Source organism: Vibrio sp. 10N.261.55.A7 (genome assembly GCF_002877365.1).
In the GTDB taxonomy this organism is placed as follows: Bacteria; Pseudomonadota; Gammaproteobacteria; order Enterobacterales; family Vibrionaceae; genus Vibrio.
On record NZ_MCWZ01000282.1, the window covers coordinates 20,892 to 37,250 of the forward strand.

Genomic DNA, 16,359 nt, shown 5'->3' on the forward strand with positions numbered 1-16,359 from the left:
AACAATAAATGGTGCTGAACAAAGATTTTCAGAAGGCGTAAAAATGGTGAATCTAGAATCATGGCATAACGCTCCTTTTCTCGAAGCTATTCAGGTGGCATTAGAAAAGTGGACAGATCCGTCACACATTGAATATCTGCCGCCTTCAAAACGACTGGCGATATTTGATCTTGATGGAACGCTTTGGTGTGAGAAGCCGCTGATTACAGAGGTCGAATTTTGGATCCATGAGTTAGGTGCGGTGAAACAGAACGTTGAGTATGCGCATCACCATTCGGAAATCGACCGTTTGCTTGTGTGCGTAGAAAGTGAGACCAAGTCCGTGGTCGCAGAGGCTGCTCGATTGTATTACCGAATTTTTGAACACGAAACGTCTGGGCAATATCAGGATAAAGTACGTACATGGTTTAATAACGCGGTTCATCCAAGATTCAATGTGCCCCTTAGCGAATTGGCTTACCTGCCGATGAAGGCGCTTCTTGAGCAACTTCAAGCGCACGGATTTCGATGTATTATTAACTCGGGCAGTACCCATGACTTCTTAACGGCATGTTGCTTAGCGGTACTCAACATTGATTTTCAAGATGTTCTAGGATCATTCCGCTCGAGTGAGAATGAACGGGAGCCCCTTGACGTGAATGTCGGCGAGAAAAAGGTGATTCAATTCAAACAGAAATATGATTCTATTCCAGTGATAGCCGTCGGAAACACAGCTCACGATATTCCGCTCATTGAATGGGTCAATAGCAATGAGAATGCAGTGACTGGGTTTATCCATCACGATGACCGTATGCAGGAGTATGATTACGACTTCGACTCCAAACTAAAAGCGTACTTATCCCTTCCATCTACGCGCAGTTTTAAAGTGTCAATGAAGCACAATTGGAATCACGTGTTTGAATTTGATGCCTTACCTGCAGATAGGAATTTTGTCTCACAAGTGTAACGCAACAGTTTGTTAACGTGTTTACTTGACTAAAGGTCGATTCATTGGCTTAAATATGTCTATTCTTTAAGTGTGAGTTCCGCTTAAATGGATTTTTTTATGTCCAACCACTCGCGAGGGTATCAGTCTTGACGGATTGTGGTATACTCTGCGCGCAATTTATATCCTATTAACAGAGTAAGACAATGGCAGATTTATCGAAGTACAGAAACATTGGTATTTTCGCGCACGTTGATGCGGGTAAAACAACTACCACTGAACGAATCCTAAAGTTAACTGGTCAAATTCATAAGACTGGTGAAGTTCACGATGGCGAATCAACAACTGACTTTATGGAACAGGAAGCTGAGCGCGGAATTACTATCCAGTCAGCAGCTGTAAGCTGTTTCTGGAACGACCACCGTCTAAACGTTATCGATACTCCTGGACACGTTGACTTCACAGTTGAAGTATACCGTTCTCTTAAAGTACTTGATGGCGGTATCGGCGTATTCTGTGGTTCTGGCGGTGTTGAGCCTCAGTCAGAAACTAACTGGCGCTACGCGAACGAATCAGAAGTATCTCGTCTGATCTTCGTAAACAAACTAGACCGTATGGGCGCAGATTTTTTCCGCGTTGTAGATCAAGTTAAGAACGTACTAGGCGCAACTCCGCTAGTAATGGTTCTACCAATCGGTCGTGAAGACGATTTCGTTGGTGTTGTAGACCTACTAAGCAAGAAAGCGTATGTATGGGATGACACTGGTCTTCCAGAAAACTACGAAATTACAGACGTTCCAGCTGACATGGTTGATGACGTTGAGCAATACCGTGAAGAGCTTATCGAAACTGCTGTAGAGCAAGACGATGACCTAATGGAAGCTTACATGGAAGGTGAAGAGCCTTCTATCGAAGACATCAAGCGTTGTATCCGTAAAGGTACTCGTGACCTAGCGTTCTTCCCAACATTCTGTGGTTCTGCATTTAAGAACAAGGGTGTTCAAATCGTTCTTGACGCTGTAGTTGATTACCTACCTTCTCCAACAGAAGTAGATCCTCAACCACTAACAGACAAAGAAACTGGTGAGCCAACTGGCGAAGTAGCAACTGTTTCTGTTGATGAGCCACTACGTGCTCTAGCGTTTAAGATCATGGACGACCGTTTCGGTGCTCTAACGTTTATCCGTATCTACTCTGGTAAACTAAACAAGGGTGATACAATCCTTAACGCTGCAACAGGTAAAACTGAGCGTATCGGCCGTATGGTTGAGATGCAAGCAGATGAGCGTAACGAACTAACTTCTGCACAAGCGGGTGACATCATCGCTGTAGTAGGTATGAAGAACGTTCAAACTGGTCACACTCTATGTGATGTTAAGCACGAGTGTACACTTGAGCCAATGATCTTCCCAACGCCAGTAATCTCTATCGCTGTATCTCCAAAAGATAAAGGCGGTTCTGAGAAAATGGGTATCGCGATCGGTAAAATGGTTGCAGAAGATCCTTCTTTCCAAGTTGAAACTGACGAAGAAACTGGCGAAACTATCCTGAAAGGTATGGGTGAACTTCACCTAGACATCAAGGTAGATATCCTTAAGCGTACTTACGGCGTTGACCTAACTGTAGGTGCTCCTCAAGTTGCTTACCGTGAAACTATCACTCAAGCAATTGAAGATAGCTACACGCACAAGAAGCAATCTGGTGGTTCTGGTCAGTTCGGTAAGATCGATTACCGTATCAAGCCTGGCGAAGCTGGTTCTGGCTTCACGTTCTCTTCATCTGTTGTTGGTGGTAACGTTCCTAAAGAATTCTGGCCTGCAGTTGAAAAAGGCTTCGCTGGAATGATGGATAACGGTGTTCTTGCTGGTTTCCCAACTCTAGACGTTGAAGTTGAACTATACGACGGTGGCTTCCACGCAGTCGATTCATCTGCAATCGCATTTGAAATCGCAGCGAAAGGCGCATTCCGTCAATCTATGCCTAAAGCAGGCGCTCAACTTCTTGAGCCTATCATGAACGTTGACGTGTTCACTCCAGACGATCACGTTGGTGATGTTATCGGTGACCTTAACCGTCGTCGTGGCATGATCAAAGATCAGCAAGCTGGTGCTACTGGTGTTCGTATTAAAGCAGACGTTCCTCTATCAGAAATGTTTGGTTACATCGGTCACCTACGTACTATCACTTCAGGCCGTGGTCAGTTCTCTATGGAGTTCCTACAGTACTCACCATGTCCAATGAACGTTGCTGAAGAAGTAATCGCTAAAGTTAAAGAAGAAAACGCTAAGAAATAATCGTTTTTATCTCTAACTTAAAAGCCCCACTAGTGAATGCTAGTGGGGCTTTTTGTTTTTAACAGCGAATGGATAACACTTGAAGGCAAGTTAGGAGGCACCCTCGCTCTTTACTTTCTAGCGTTTTAGGTCGATATAAATTTGTTCAACCTTAGTTCTGGCCCACTCTGTTTTGCGTAAAAACTTGAGGCTTGATTTGATACTAGGCTCGCTTTTAAAGCAGTTAATATTAACCATGCGGCTTAACTCTTCCCACCCATAGTGCTCAACAAGTTCAGTGAGCAGTTTTTGTAGGGTGATGCCGTGAAGCGGGTTATTTTCTTGTGTCATGTGTTCTCAGTGAATATCACAGTTGGGTATTGCCAGTATTATAGCAACTCTCCGCTACTTCGACCTTTGCCATTTTAATGAATAATCACTTTCTCGAATATCTAAGCCTTCCTTTCCTAATGGCGAGAAAAGATCAACCTGCTGCTTCATCCAATGCTCAAACATGATTATCTTTTCACGGCGAAAGTAACCTGACGGTGCACATAGGTAGTAGCTATAGCGAGGTTTGAGGGCAATGTTGCTGATGCGCACAAGTTTGCCTTCATTAATATAACGCAAAGCCAAACTGTGTTTGACAAGAGCGACCCCTTGTACTGCTAACGCGCCTTCTAAAACAAAGTGAGAGCCATCATACTGAAGCGTGGAGTTACCCGCCTTAGCGCCGACACAGTCTAACCAGAGTTGCCAATCCATGTCTGGCCAGCGATCCTCGATGAGCTCCGCCTTATGCAGGTCATCAACGCAATAGATGCCGTGTTTCTCCTGGTAGAGAGGGTGGCAGACGGGGTAAATAACATCGTCCATTAACCAGCGACTTTCTACATTCTTATAGTTCCCTTCACCGTAGCGAATGCAAATATCGACACTCGAGTCTTGAAAAGAGACGACCTGATTGGTCGGTTCGATAAGCATGCCCAACTCTGGATGCGCTTCTTTAAATTGTCCAATGCGAGGGACAAGCCAATGTTGAGCAAAGGACGGTAGGGTTGATATAGACAGTTGATTGGGGTTGGGATCTTGATTTATCTGCCTTATACCATCTTGAAGATGTGCAAACCCTTTTTTAGCTTGCTCATAGAGGGTTTCACCTTCATGGGTTAATACAACCTGTCTATGTTGGCGGATAAACAGATCTGTGCCTATCCATTCTTCGAGAAAACGAATTTGCTGGCTGATTGCGGCGGCGGTGACATACAAATGACTCGCCGCGGCTTTAAAGCTGCCTAGCTCGGCTGCGGTGTAAAAATAGTAGATTCCTAAGAAAGGCGGCATTCGATCTTTCACATTAGTTTTCCTTAACTCAATGACAAATCGTATCGTTTGTAGAGTTAACCATAATGGTTGATTATCAATCTTGTCAACAGAGTTAACCAAGGGAGAGAAAGAGATATGGCGACTTCAATCATTAGCACCCCAATGACCAATCGAAGTGTTTCAATCAGTTGGATTAAGACAATCTTTCCTTTAATGAAACAATGGTTGGCGAAATCGCGTTCTAGAAAGCAGCTTGCATCATTACCAAAACACTTACTGAATGATATTGGTGTGAGTGATAGAGAAGCACTGATCGAGAGCGAACGCCCTTTCTGGGATTGATAATCAAACGAACAGATTTACTTGCTAACCTTCCTGTCTGGCAGCACCTCAGCGTTCTTTATTTGCGCTGAGGTTTTTTATTGGCATTCAGAAGGTAAGAAGCAGCCGGAACAAAAAAGCATGCATTACTTTTAACCAGTAATTGCATGCCTTTATTAAAATTGATCAGGTTTTAGTCTTCCCAAACAACCAACTTATCTTTAGGCCAGTTATGACCGATTTCATGGTATTTCTGCTCAAGAATATGTCGCTTGATCTTTAAGGTAGGGGTTAGAACATTGTTCTCGATGCTCCAAGGTTCCTTAATCATCAATACCCCTTTTATCTTCTCGTGAGATGCGAGTTGGCTATTCATCTTCTCAACGACACGCTTCGTTGTTCGCTCATAGCGAGCACGATCAAAGTTAGGGAAGTCGTGTGGAACCACTAAGAGAATTGGCCCAGGCAATCCTAGTCCAATCAAGCACATCATCTCAACACGGCTGTATTCGAACAACTTTTTCTCAATCGGAACAGGGGCAACAAATTTCCCTTTCGCGGTTTTGAATGTGTCTTTCTTACGCCCTTGTATTGTTAAGTAGCCTTCGCTGTCGATGGCACCGATGTCACCCGTGTGCAACCATCCGTCATTATCAAAAGATTCTTGCGTTGCAATGTCATTCTTGTAATAGCCAGAAAATAGCCCTTTACCACGAACCATAATTTCGTCATCAGAGGCAATTTTAAGCTGTATTCCAGGGCCTGCATTACCCACACTTCCTATTTTGTCTTCACGGAATGGGTAGTTCAACGTGCTGTAAGCGAAGGATTCGGTCATGCCCCAAGCTTCGGTAATGTTCAGACCCACACTGTGGTACCAATTGAGTAAAGCTGGTGAAACTGGCGCTGAACCGCAACCAAGTACACGCGCTTGATCAAGCCCGAGTCCATCCGCCAACTTTTTCTTGATTAGCGAGTTAACGAACGGAATCTTGAGCAAGATGTTGAGCTTCTTCTGTGGCAGTTTGTCTTGAATGCGCTGTTGGAATAACGTCCAAAGCCTTGGAACAGAAATGAATAGGGTCGGACGATGCATTTTCACATCTTCAATAAAGGTATCTAAAGACTCAGGGAAAGCGGTGAGCACGCCTCCTGCAATGGAAGATCCGTATATATAGACACGTTCAGTAATGTGAGCGAGTGGAAGATACGAGAACAGACGGTCATCGGATTTAATGCTAATGAGTTCAATCAGCATTTGAACAGACCAGCTAAATGAGCCATACGTGAGCATCGCCCCTTTAGGCTGGCCAGATGTACCTGATGTGTATACCAGAGACATCAGCTTATCGTCATAATGTTCAGGACGAAAAGTTGAAGGCTCTGCTTCTTCAATAATGTCATCGAATAGATATTGGCAGTTTGGCGCACTGTCGTAAGGGAGTGCGATGCTGATTACGCTATCTAATCTATCCAAGACCTGTTGAGTGGCTGTGGCATCATCTAGCTTGCCTGCAATGAGGAACTTACTTTCACTGTGAGTTGCACAGTACTCAATGGTTTCAGCGCCTGCGGTTGGGAAAATAGGGACACTAATAAAGTCGCCCAGTGTCATTGCGAGATCGCAGATGAACCATTCTGCACAATTCTTAGAAACCAGAGCGACTTTATCACCAGGGGCTGCGCCGAGCTTATTGAGTGCACTAACTAGTCGCAAGGCTTTGTCGGCCACCTCTGAATAAGTGAACTCGACAAATTCTCTATTAATGATCTGCTTTAAGTAGACTTCATCAGGGCGCTCTTGGGCCCACTTTAAAATCAACTCATTAGGAGGGGGGAGGGTACACGTTGAATTGGTTGTTTGATTAGGCTGAATCATTCTCTAACTCCATGTAAAACAAATGACATATTTATTATTATGTTGGCTTATTGTTAATCACATGTTAACACTAGCATGTTCACCGGGAGAGTGAAAAGCTAACGATGTATTTTTAGTTAATTAGAGTGATCTATCTAATGGAACTGCCTGAAAACACCGGGAGAAATCCCGGTCTTCTTCTTAAAAATACGTGAAAAGTAGGAAACATCGTTGTACCCACATTGGTAGGCGATGACGGCAATTTTGTTTTTCTTATCATCTTGCAACAGTTTCTTCGCCAGTTCGATTCGTTTGGTCGTCAGATAGTCTCGAAAGCTAATACCAACGGATTTATGGAAAAGCTTAGAAAAGTAACTGACGGAATAGTGGCAGTAGTCGGCTATGTCTTCTTCGCGTATTGTCTTTGCTATATTTGCATCGATATACTTTAATATCTCAACGATATCCTTACTTATTTTATGCTCTGTAAGATCCAATTCCATCTTGTATATATCTAAAACAGACTGGTGATCAGTAAATCTAAAATAAATATTTTTACTCAGCTGTTCACACCAATTACTAATATCAAAACTGGATAGGTTGTAATGGTCAAATACCACATCTAAATTAATAATGTCTTCATCTATATTAACTTTGTATATAATAATGAGTTGTTTATGTAGGTTTTGACATAATTTAATGGCTGTAATTAGAAGAGAATGATTACTATTCTTATCGTAAAAAAAGAAACAGAACTGAACATTAGGATCACTAATAATGGACACGTCATGACCATCTTCAATAACTTTGAAATATTGTCCAATGGTGAAAAGAGTATCTCTATTAATATATGAGATCGATTGACCAATCCAGTGGCCTGTATGCAGTACTTCCATAGCGTAAACCGATTTTATCCTAACTCTTCAGACTTAGTGACACTCAATCTAAATAACTAGTTTAAGGCTAGACGCTGATCTATGAACGTCAAGATTTCGATCAGATTTTCATTTTTACTGATAGATGTGTTTTTAGTATGCGTGCGTTATTGTGATGTTAGTTCACAAATAGTCGCTTAAAATCCGTCGTCAAGTATCAACATTGAGACTTGAGTGCTTTATTGGTAGTAAAGCGGTTCCCGTTTATTTGGTTTTTATGAAGCGCTTTATTAATAGAGAGTTAGAGGGAATAACATTGTTTACATAAATTACAGATTATCGCAGTTGTCGTCTAATTAGGGGTATTTTACTTATAAATTAGAATAATAAATCTATTTTAATTGGACAAAAAAGTACCAAAATGAAGCAAGAAAGTCCTAACTGTTGACTTTATAACTAACTAAATTATTAGTTAGCAATTAGATAGACATTGCTTTTTTGGAAGGAGACCAAATGATGAACAATTTAATTAATAATGTTAAGAACTTTATGCAGGATGAAGAAGGCCTAACGGTTGTCGAATATGTTGTGGGTGCAGGCTTATTGGTTGCTGGACTTGCGGGTATATTTGGCGCATTCAGTAGTATACTTGAAGATGAGCTATCTAGTGTATTTAACTAGGAAGTAACCTCACTATTATAAAAGTAAGCAAGAGTTAAAATTGCCGTCTACGCTATATAATACTGACTTTTTTTATGCATTCGATTGTTGATAAATAGTCAGTATTATTGCTAGGAGGCTAATATGAATCATTTTCTCAATTATTCGAAAGATTTTTTTAAAAATGAGGAAGGACTAACGATTGTTGAATATGTAGTAGGCGCAGGGGCCATGATTATAGGGCTTTCTGGTTTATTTACAGTCGTTTACGGAATATTGACCGACGAGTTCGATTCTATATTTGACTAGTCAATAACGCTTCTAGGAATGGACATCATGGAGTATCTAATTTGGGCAGGCTTGCTTGCTGTTGCAACCACCGATGCGCGAGAGAATCGCATTCCAAATTTGGCACTTCTTTATCTGCTTATTGTCACCTTAATCCACCATTCTTTATCTGCTGATCCTTTGGCACTTGTGGGCACTTCCTTGCTCGCGGGTTTAATCATGTTTGTCATTTCACTGATCATGCATATCGCCGGTGCGATGGCGCCTGGCGACGTCAAATTGTTGGGTGTAGTGGGTTTCATTGTCGGCTGGGGGCAGCTTTTGAGCACGACTTTCTGGATAGCCATTTCGACGGTTTTGGTTGGTGGGTTGTACGGTGCAATTCGATTTGCAGAAGAGCCTGAGACACTACAGCTTATGGCGAAAAAATACACGATGATCTTTGCATACGGTAAGGGTGCTAAGCCAGCGGTAAGCGCTATAACAAAAGAGCGTTCAGACATGCTTAGAATGCCATTTGCCCCCGTGGTCGTTATTGGGTTGGCCATGCAGAACTATTTCTAGATCATTCTTACGAAATCAAGGACTCACTCAACGGAGTGAGAATAAGGGGTCTCTGTGAACACGACATCAAGTGACGGTCTACATAGAGAAGAACTCACGCCTCAGGCGGAAGCACCGAAAGTACCCACTTCCTTTGAAGACATCGGAGTCCCTAGAGCGGTTGTCGAAAACTTATTGATTAAGCATATCTCTGCCTTTCCTAAATCCGACATTCTTAATCTCACAAAACTCATGTGCATTAACAGTCATTTGATTGAAGACATGATTGCAAATCTGCGTAAAAAATCCCTAGTTGAAGTGTTCCAAGCGGCCAGTGAAGGGTTTATGTCTCAAGAGGCCTCTGGAACAGTGCGCTATGGCTTATCGGAAACGGGTATGCAAGAGGCTGACGCTGCCTTTGCGAAAGATGCTTACCTTGGCCCAACTCCTGTTTCGCTTCGTGATTATGATCAGATGGTAAAAGATCAAGATGTTCGCGCCAAGGTCGTGACCAAAGCCGATGTCACTCATGCGCTTAGCGATGTGTATGGTGCTGAGCGCATGATATCCGTGCTGGGTCCTGCGATTAACTCTGGTCGGGCATTGTTGCTCTATGGGGATGCAGGGACAGGTAAAACCTTTGTGGCGACTCGAATACTCAACTCTCTCAACACCTCGGTTTACATTCCCTATTCTGTCTATGCCGCCGGGAACATCATTAAAGTCTTTTCCCCACAGCACCATCGGCGTGTGGATGGCCACCTTCAACAGCAGAGCTTACTGTTTAAAGAGCAATATGATCGCCGGTGGGTACTGAGTGAACGCCCTAATATTCAGGTCGGTGGTGAGTTAACCATGGATATGCTTGAGGTTAACCACAGTGAACACAATCGGGTATGGATGGCCCCCCTTCAAATGATGGCGAACAATGGCATTTTCATCATTGATGACTTAGGTCGCCAACCCATGCCTGTCGATACCTTACTCAACCGTTGGATCGTGCCAATGGAGTATTTCTTTGATCACTTATCTCTGCCAAATGGCCAGCAGATAACAATTCCATTCATTTTAACGCTCGCCTTTTCGAGTAATTTGGATCCTGAAAAAATCAGTGATCCCGCCTTCCTACGACGCCTCGGCTATAAGATTCAGTTTTATCCTTTGAAAGACAGTGAGTATCAAGCGTTGTGGGAAAAAATTGCGCAGGGTAGGGAACTAACCATTGCCCCTTCTGTGTTTGAAAATCTGTTCAGTTTACATCGTCAACATAGCGTGGGTTTTTATCCCTGCTTGCCCAAGGATATGGTGGGCATCAGCCGAGATATCATAGCATTTGAAGACATAGAGCCCGTTATTACGCCAGAAGTCTTATCACGGGCATGGGAAGTCTACTTTACCGCAGACGGTAAAGGGGGAGGAGCTAGATGAGCAAGCAACAAGTCATATTGTTTTTCATGTTGTCCATAATTTTTGGCTTAGGCGCTGTCTTTTTCGCTAAGCAATGGATGGACAGTCAGGTGCAACCGACCATTGAAACTGAGGTGGTCGAGCGGGAGCCTGTCGTCATTGCCGCACAACCTATTCCAGCTGGAACCACCATCGAAGAGCAGCATATCACCTCTAAGTTGCTCGAAGTCGATTGGAGAGAGGATACGCAATATGTCGATGAAGCTTTAGTCGTTGGCCTCATTGCGGAAAGTGACATCTTTCAAGGAGAGTTAATCAATCCCCTGCGAGTGACTTCAGGTGCGGTGGGTTCAACTCTGGCTGCGTTGATTTCTGAAAACATGCGAGCAGTAACCATTCGAGTCGATGATGTCATTGGGGTAGCCGGCTTTCTATTGCCGGGCAATCGGGTCGATATCCTCAGTACGGTTAAATACAGCGGTACCTATACGAATACCTCGACGGTTTTAAAAGACATCAAAGTGCTGGCCGTAGACCAGACCGCTAAAACCCAAGAAAATTCTCCCGTCGTCGTGCGTGCTGTGACGCTAGAAGTCAGCCCTAAGGACGCGGAGAAACTACTAACAGCGAAGAGCAAGGGTATTATTCAGTTAGCGCTGCGAAACCCACATGAGCCCGAGGAGAAAGTCGTCAAACGACGCGCTGCTCCAAGTGTCACGATCATCAAAGGGACGGAATCTTCCAATATTAGAGTGAAGGATTAAGGGGCCATTATGAGAATAATAATACTATTCACGCTTATCCTAATGAGTTCGACCGCAGTGGTGACCGCGTCGACTCAAACTGGGAAAATCGTCAAAGTTCCTCATCACAAATCGACACATGTGAATCTCTCGGCGAAAGCAAAACGCGTCTCGTTGGGAGACCCAGAGGTGTTAGACATCGTCATGCTGAAGTCTGATGAGCTCTTTTTGATAGGTAAAAAGCTCGGTTCAACCAACCTGATGGCCTGGGACAGTCGAGGGCAACTTATTGAGTCAATCAATATTGAAGTCACCCATGATCTCAACAGCCTAAAAGCGAAGCTGTATGAGTTTTTGCCCGATGAAAATGTCAAAGTTCACAGTGCGCAAAATCGCTTGATACTCAGTGGCCAAATCAGCTCACAAGACAAAATGAATGTGGCGTTACGCGTTGCGGAAACGTATGCCGTAGGCCAAGAAGCCGATGAAGCGAAAGAATCTCTAAGCGAGCAAGTGAAGAAGACAGGGGTGATAAACCTGATGTCGATTGGCGGTGCTCAACAGGTCATGCTTGAAGTCACAGTGGCGGAAGTTCAGCGAAGCTTGGTGAGAAAGTTTGATGCTAATTTCCATTTCTTCCAAAGTAGCGGTTCGGAATTTGGTTGGGGGGGCGCGTCTGTAGGAAGTGCGATTTCAGGAACAACCCCGATCTTCGAACTCCCAAGTAGTGGTGATTATGGGCTGCTAGGGGCGTTCGCTGACGGTAACACCTTGTTCAGTTTTGCTCTCGATGTCGCTAAGCAAACGGGCGCAGCAAAAGTACTCGCCGAGCCAAATCTTACCGCTTTAAGTGGCGCAAGAGCTGAGTTCCTAGCCGGTGGTGAATTTCCTATTCCTGTTCCCGATGAAAATGGCATTACCATTGAATACAAAGAGTATGGTGTGGGGCTGAAGTTCATACCGACGGTTCTCAGCGATAAAAAAATCAACCTTAACCTCGCGGTGGATGTCAGTGAAATAGCCAATTCAAGCTCACTGACTTTAAGCCCGGGTGAAACCAACGGTACCTATGTTATTCCGCCGATCACTCGAAGAAGTGCGTCATCGACCCTTGAATTAGCGGATGGCCAAACCATTGGGATTGCAGGCCTATTAAGTGAAAATGTTCGTGATGTTGCGACTAAAATGCCTGGCTTCGGAGACATTCCTGTACTAGGGCAGCTCTTCAATAGCCAAGAGTATGTCTCGGGTGAAACTGAGCTGGTCATTTTGGTGACCCCAAGGCTTGCGAAACCGATTGATAGAAACAAAGTCTCGCTACCAACCGATTCATTTGTCGAACCAAACGACGTCAAATATTACCTGTTGGGGCAAGGAGCCTATATCGCCGAACCCGATCAACACCGTGACTCCACGCCAGATAATGCCGCTGAGTTTATGGAGCACTCACAAGGTGGATCTGAAGGTTCATTTGGACACAGTTTATAGGGGAGCAACATGAATACGATAAGAATAACGATCATCCTTTTGGGCGTCGGAGTATTAATCGGTTGTGCCAATGAAGCGCGACTCGGGCATCACGTTGCCAGTGTGCGCTCAGAGCAAGTGTATAACCCGAATGCAACGAAAGAAAACGAATCAGTCATACCTTTAGGCAGTGGTGAAAGAATGGAAGGGGCTTATCAAACCTATACAGGGATACAAAGTGACAGTTTGAAAGGCACCAATAGTCAAGTTTTAGATGGGTTCGCGCAATAGCCCTTAAGGACTGCAAGATGGTTGTACGTAATGGAATTATTAGAAATAGGGGGAACCAGTCAGGGTTAGTGTTAGTCATGGTCACCGTAGCGATGGCCGCTTTGATTGGTGTTGCCGCGTTGTCGATCGATGTTAACCACTCATTGATGAACAAGACACGTTTACAGAACGGGGTGGATGCCGCCGTTTTAGCGGCTGCCTTGGTCATCGACAATGATGGAACGACGACTGAAGCAACGGCCGTCGCCAATACCACATTCACCAATGTCGCGAGTGCGACAGGCAACGCTGAGATGGATTTTTCTTCTGCAACCATAACGGTTGAATACTCCAATGACCCGACGACATTCCCAGATGCTGGATATACTGCAACGGAAGATACGTTCGTTCGAATATCGGTTTCCGGCTACGAGCTTGAAGAATTTTTTGTTCAAATGTTTGGTATGTCAAAAGAAATCTCAGCCAGTGCAGTCGCGGGCCCGAGTCCTCCTGAACCGTTATTAGCAAACATTGTCCCCATTGCTGTGTGTGAAGGCGATGACACTGGAACCAATGGCTACGACGAAGGGGAGGTGTATGCGCTCAAATTAGCAGATCAAAACCAGAGTGAAATGGGAGCAGGGAACTTCCAGCTTTTGGATTTTGGCTCCGGTGCCAATACGGTGAGAGACGCGCTCGCAGGCGGCTTTGATGAGACCATCAACATCAATGATCCCGTAACAACCAAGCCGGGTAACTCTGTTGGGCCAGTTGGACAGGGGTTGAATACTCGTTTTGATCAATACAGTGGTGGTGGCGTAAGTTCCACCGACCATCCTTCAGATGTCTACATCAGGCAGCCCGTGAACCCCGCCACAATGGACAATGCGGGTGTGATTACCTATGACGATACTTCCGGTGATAGCGGGCAACCGTGGGGCTACACAGATTATGAAGCAGCGCTACCAGATTGCTCTGGAGATGCGGATTGTCGAATCGATCAAGGCGGTCAAGTTGGGCGTCGAATATTGCCGATTCCTGTTGTTGATTGCAGCACCGCGAGTGGTGGTACAACAAGCTTTAACATTGAAGCCATTGGCTGCTTTTTCTTGCTACAAGAAGCGCCAACCAGCAATGGTAGTAAACAACCTGTATTTGGTGAGTTCATAGAAGATTGTACAGTCACCGGTGGCGTACCGGGTCAGGGAGATGATACTGATGGGCCTTACAAAATAGTGCTTTATAAAGACCCTTTGAGTACGGAGTCTTAATATGAATAAGCCTATGAAACAAAGAGGGATAGCGGCGGTTGAGTTTCTTATTACCGTGCCTGTTTTATTGCTAATTATTGGTGCGGTCACTGAGTTTGGTAATGCATTGATTGAATACAACACGCTTAATAAGATGGCCCGAAATGGCGCGAGGTACGCGACCACGGAAGTCACGGGAACGGCTACCTATGATCAAATCGCGGACGAAACTGAGATTAAAAATATGGTGGTGTATGGCACCACAGCCATTGGTGACTCAAGCAGCGCATTAATCAATGGCTTATCCCCAAGTGACATTTCGATCGTCCATGCAAATCAATATGTCACAGTAACGATAAATCATACCTATACTCCTATAACGAGCTTGTTTTCTTCAGGTTTTAATTTTGGTGTGCCGCTGAATACGTCAGCCATGATGAGGACGGCGCCATGAGAAGAGATTCGGGGATCACTATTATCGAGTTCACCCTCATTTCAACGGCGTTACTGGTTTTAATATTGGGGGTCATTGAAGTTGGACGCTATATGTATTCTCTCCAACTGATCAATGAAATGACCCGAGTTGCCGCTAGGCTTGGTGTGGTGTGCAACGTGAGTGATCAGGACGACATACCTGCGTTAGCAGTACCTAGCAACGCACCGGGTGGCTTTACTGCTACTAACTTGTCGTTAGATTATTTAGACAGCACGGGCACGCCCATCGTTGGTGATCCTACTGCGGATGAGGATGTATTTTTAACTATTCGGTATGTTCGAGCGGAAGTGGTTGATTTTGACTACCAGTTCTCTGGCTTACTGTCGTTTATGCAGGGTGTGATTGCCGTACCAAGCTTTGAAACGATTTTGCCAAGAGAGAACTTAGGAGAAATTAGAGGTTCGACGACAGACACAGACTGTTAGAGGGACAATCTATGGGAGAAGCTGTGAAGCTAACCAGAAACGATGGCGAACAGATCAGGTTGAAAACCAGCCTTAATGTCTGGGTTTTTTATTCCAGTGATCGATTTCAATTGCATATAAGTCAAGAGCTGGCGAAATGCCAAAGTATTAGTTTCGAGACCATATCTCTACATAGCCTTGTGGTAGCAAACCTCGCTCAATTTACCGCACCCGATCTTATCTTTGTTGAAACAGGGCCAAATTGGGCTCAGAAGATTGTCGAACTTCAGCAGTACGAAGGCCCGGTTGCCGATGGCTACGAAGCGTCACTGATTGTTTTCGGTAATGAAAGTGATAACGGTGCGCTCAAAATTGCGCTTCGAATCGGCGCCGCGGATTTTGTGTCTGATAAGTCAGAAATTGATTCTCTTATTCCTATGTTGAAAAACGTGGCGGAAGAGAAGATCGCCAATCGCGATCTTGGTGAGATGTATGCGTTTGTTAACTCTAAAGGTGGTGCAGGTGCCTCCACGTTGGCATTAAATTCCGCGATGACCATAGCAAAAGAATTTCCAGACAAAGTCTTACTTCTCGATCTTGATTTGCAGTTTGGAGTGATCGAGGACTACCTTAACGTCTCTTCCCCGTACAGCCTTTCTGATGCGATAGCCAGTGTCTCTGACTTGGATGAAGTCTCTCTTGCAAGTCTTGTCACGAAGCACGCTTCAGGGCTGCATGTGCTCGGTTTTAAGCATGAAAACACCCATGATAATTACGATAAAGCGAAGCACCTAAATAAATTGCTACCTATACTTAGAGAGTTTTATCCATATGTGATTGTCGACCTTTCAAGGGGAATAGACCGACTGTTTGCTCCGGTGTTAGCACCTGTCACTAAAGTGTTTTTGGTGACTCAGCAAAACTTGGTGTCGATAAAAAATACCACTCGAATTGCTAAGTTATTGGCATTAGATTTCGGTATAGGCAAAGAGCAGTTAGAGGTCGTAGTCAATCGTTATGAAAAACGTCAGTCGATCAAGCTAAAAGATATTGAAGGAACCATAGTGGGAGTCAAAGTGCATATGGTTCCAAACGATTTCAAAGTGGCGATTGAAAGTGCCAATTTAGGTCGACCATTTATTGAATCGAAAAGAAAGACTGCTTTAGCCAAATCCGTGGTGGAATTTACGTTGACCATGATGCCAGAACCAGAGCAAAAGAAAGGTTGGTTTAAGAGTCTGTTTTCTTAATGG

18 protein-coding genes are annotated in these 16,359 nt (G+C 44.3%); 14 read left to right on the forward strand and 4 right to left on the reverse strand.

All coding sequences use genetic code 11. From position 1 onward, the window contains the following. Window positions 1-43: 43 nt before the first annotated feature. Both BCU12_RS13640 and fusA read left to right on the forward strand, forming a co-directional pair. Entirely contained in the window at window positions 44-946 is a 903-nt protein-coding gene (locus BCU12_RS13640; RefSeq protein WP_102404803.1) for an HAD family hydrolase, read from the forward strand. A gap of 185 nt (window positions 947-1,131) precedes the next feature. Then, complete coding sequence (fusA, locus tag BCU12_RS13645; protein WP_102404804.1) at window positions 1,132-3,219, forward strand: elongation factor G; 2,088 nt, start codon at window positions 1,132-1,134, stop codon at window positions 3,217-3,219. A gap of 117 nt (window positions 3,220-3,336) precedes the next feature. Here fusA and BCU12_RS13650 read toward each other — a convergent pair whose 3' ends face one another. Together BCU12_RS13650 and BCU12_RS13655 are read right to left on the reverse strand one after the other, a co-directional pair. After that, the gene (locus BCU12_RS13650) at window positions 3,337-3,549 is read right to left on the reverse strand and encodes a VF530 family protein (protein ID WP_102404805.1); all 213 of its coding nucleotides are present in this window, start codon (window positions 3,547-3,549) and stop codon (window positions 3,337-3,339) included. Window positions 3,550-3,603: 54 nt separating this feature from the next. After that, on the reverse strand, window positions 3,604-4,554 hold the full coding sequence (locus tag BCU12_RS13655; RefSeq protein WP_102404806.1) for a LysR substrate-binding domain-containing protein: 951 nt from the start codon (window positions 4,552-4,554) through the stop codon (window positions 3,604-3,606). A gap of 105 nt (window positions 4,555-4,659) precedes the next feature. Here BCU12_RS13655 and BCU12_RS13660 point away from each other — a divergent pair, with 105 nt between their 5' ends. Continuing rightward, window positions 4,660-4,866 carry a DUF1127 domain-containing protein gene (locus tag BCU12_RS13660; RefSeq protein WP_102404807.1) on the forward strand — a complete coding sequence of 69 codons (207 nt, stop codon included), beginning with the start codon at window positions 4,660-4,662 and terminating at the stop codon, window positions 4,864-4,866. Between the two features lie 172 nt (window positions 4,867-5,038). Here the strand turns inward: BCU12_RS13660 and BCU12_RS13665 are convergent, their stop codons facing one another. Beyond that, window positions 5,039-6,724 carry an AMP-binding protein gene (locus BCU12_RS13665; protein WP_102404808.1) on the reverse strand — a complete coding sequence of 562 codons (1,686 nt, stop codon included), beginning with the start codon at window positions 6,722-6,724 and terminating at the stop codon, window positions 5,039-5,041. Between the two features lie 134 nt (window positions 6,725-6,858). Further along, on the reverse strand, window positions 6,859-7,599 hold the full coding sequence (locus BCU12_RS13670) for an AraC family transcriptional regulator (protein ID WP_102404809.1): 741 nt from the start codon (window positions 7,597-7,599) through the stop codon (window positions 6,859-6,861). Window positions 7,600-8,094: 495 nt separating this feature from the next. Between BCU12_RS13670 and BCU12_RS13675 the strand changes: the two genes are divergently transcribed. The 11 genes from BCU12_RS13675 to BCU12_RS13720 all read left to right on the forward strand — a co-directional run bounded on the left by BCU12_RS13675 (window position 8,095) and on the right by BCU12_RS13720 (window position 16,356). Next, window positions 8,095-8,259: a fimbrial protein gene (locus BCU12_RS13675; protein ID WP_102404850.1), complete on the forward strand. Its 165-nt coding sequence runs from the start codon at window positions 8,095-8,097 to the stop codon at window positions 8,257-8,259. 123 nt (window positions 8,260-8,382) lie between these two features. Further along, the gene (locus tag BCU12_RS23485; RefSeq protein ID WP_198599333.1) at window positions 8,383-8,547 is read left to right on the forward strand and encodes a hypothetical protein; all 165 of its coding nucleotides are present in this window, start codon (window positions 8,383-8,385) and stop codon (window positions 8,545-8,547) included. Between the two features lie 27 nt (window positions 8,548-8,574). After that, window positions 8,575-9,090: an A24 family peptidase gene (locus BCU12_RS13680; RefSeq protein ID WP_157939883.1), complete on the forward strand. Its 516-nt coding sequence runs from the start codon at window positions 8,575-8,577 to the stop codon at window positions 9,088-9,090. 54 nt (window positions 9,091-9,144) lie between these two features. Further along, window positions 9,145-10,497 carry an AAA family ATPase gene (locus BCU12_RS13685; RefSeq protein WP_102404811.1) on the forward strand — a complete coding sequence of 451 codons (1,353 nt, stop codon included), beginning with the start codon at window positions 9,145-9,147 and terminating at the stop codon, window positions 10,495-10,497. After that, a complete protein-coding gene (gene cpaB, locus BCU12_RS13690) occupies window positions 10,494-11,240 on the forward strand; it encodes a Flp pilus assembly protein CpaB (protein WP_102404812.1) in 747 nt (248 codons plus the stop codon). Before BCU12_RS13685 ends, cpaB begins: the two co-directional genes overlap by 4 nt. 9 nt (window positions 11,241-11,249) lie before the next feature. Beyond that, on the forward strand, window positions 11,250-12,707 hold the full coding sequence (locus tag BCU12_RS13695; RefSeq protein ID WP_102404813.1) for a type II and III secretion system protein family protein: 1,458 nt from the start codon (window positions 11,250-11,252) through the stop codon (window positions 12,705-12,707). A gap of 9 nt (window positions 12,708-12,716) precedes the next feature. Beyond that, entirely contained in the window at window positions 12,717-12,977 is a 261-nt protein-coding gene (locus BCU12_RS13700) for a hypothetical protein (protein ID WP_102404814.1), read from the forward strand. Between the two features lie 17 nt (window positions 12,978-12,994). Next, window positions 12,995-14,227, forward strand: coding sequence for a pilus assembly protein TadG-related protein (locus BCU12_RS13705; RefSeq protein WP_241909837.1), 1,233 nt, complete (start codon window positions 12,995-12,997; stop codon window positions 14,225-14,227). A gap of 1 nt (window position 14,228) precedes the next feature. Further along, the gene (locus BCU12_RS13710) at window positions 14,229-14,660 is read left to right on the forward strand and encodes a TadE family protein (protein WP_102404815.1); all 432 of its coding nucleotides are present in this window, start codon (window positions 14,229-14,231) and stop codon (window positions 14,658-14,660) included. Then, on the forward strand, window positions 14,657-15,127 hold the full coding sequence (locus BCU12_RS13715) for a TadE family protein (RefSeq protein ID WP_102404816.1): 471 nt from the start codon (window positions 14,657-14,659) through the stop codon (window positions 15,125-15,127). The genes BCU12_RS13710 and BCU12_RS13715 overlap by 4 nt, the downstream gene beginning before the upstream one ends. An 11-nt stretch (window positions 15,128-15,138) precedes the next feature. Beyond that, window positions 15,139-16,356, forward strand: coding sequence for an AAA family ATPase (locus tag BCU12_RS13720; protein ID WP_102404817.1), 1,218 nt, complete (start codon window positions 15,139-15,141; stop codon window positions 16,354-16,356). Window positions 16,357-16,359 lie beyond the last annotated feature (3 nt).

Coding starts and splice junctions, on each gene's coding strand:
- BCU12_RS13640 (WP_102404803.1), top strand. CDS start 44: ATGGTGAATCTAGAATCATGGCATAACGCTCCTTTTCTCGAAGCTATT.
- fusA (WP_102404804.1), top strand. CDS start 1,132: ATGGCAGATTTATCGAAGTACAGAAACATTGGTATTTTCGCGCACGTT.
- BCU12_RS13650 (WP_102404805.1), bottom strand. CDS start 3,549: ATGACACAAGAAAATAACCCGCTTCACGGCATCACCCTACAAAAACTG.
- BCU12_RS13660 (WP_102404807.1), top strand. CDS start 4,660: ATGGCGACTTCAATCATTAGCACCCCAATGACCAATCGAAGTGTTTCA.
- BCU12_RS13665 (WP_102404808.1), bottom strand. CDS start 6,724: ATGATTCAGCCTAATCAAACAACCAATTCAACGTGTACCCTCCCCCCT.
- BCU12_RS13670 (WP_102404809.1), bottom strand. CDS start 7,599: ATGGAAGTACTGCATACAGGCCACTGGATTGGTCAATCGATCTCATAT.
- BCU12_RS13675 (WP_102404850.1), top strand. CDS start 8,095: ATGAACAATTTAATTAATAATGTTAAGAACTTTATGCAGGATGAAGAA.
- BCU12_RS23485 (WP_198599333.1), top strand. CDS start 8,383: ATGAATCATTTTCTCAATTATTCGAAAGATTTTTTTAAAAATGAGGAA.
- BCU12_RS13680 (WP_157939883.1), top strand. CDS start 8,575: ATGGAGTATCTAATTTGGGCAGGCTTGCTTGCTGTTGCAACCACCGAT.
- cpaB (WP_102404812.1), top strand. CDS start 10,494: ATGAGCAAGCAACAAGTCATATTGTTTTTCATGTTGTCCATAATTTTT.
- BCU12_RS13695 (WP_102404813.1), top strand. CDS start 11,250: ATGAGAATAATAATACTATTCACGCTTATCCTAATGAGTTCGACCGCA.
- BCU12_RS13700 (WP_102404814.1), top strand. CDS start 12,717: ATGAATACGATAAGAATAACGATCATCCTTTTGGGCGTCGGAGTATTA.
- BCU12_RS13705 (WP_241909837.1), top strand. CDS start 12,995: ATGGTTGTACGTAATGGAATTATTAGAAATAGGGGGAACCAGTCAGGG.
- BCU12_RS13710 (WP_102404815.1), top strand. CDS start 14,229: ATGAATAAGCCTATGAAACAAAGAGGGATAGCGGCGGTTGAGTTTCTT.
- BCU12_RS13715 (WP_102404816.1), top strand. CDS start 14,657: ATGAGAAGAGATTCGGGGATCACTATTATCGAGTTCACCCTCATTTCA.
- BCU12_RS13720 (WP_102404817.1), top strand. CDS start 15,139: ATGGGAGAAGCTGTGAAGCTAACCAGAAACGATGGCGAACAGATCAGG.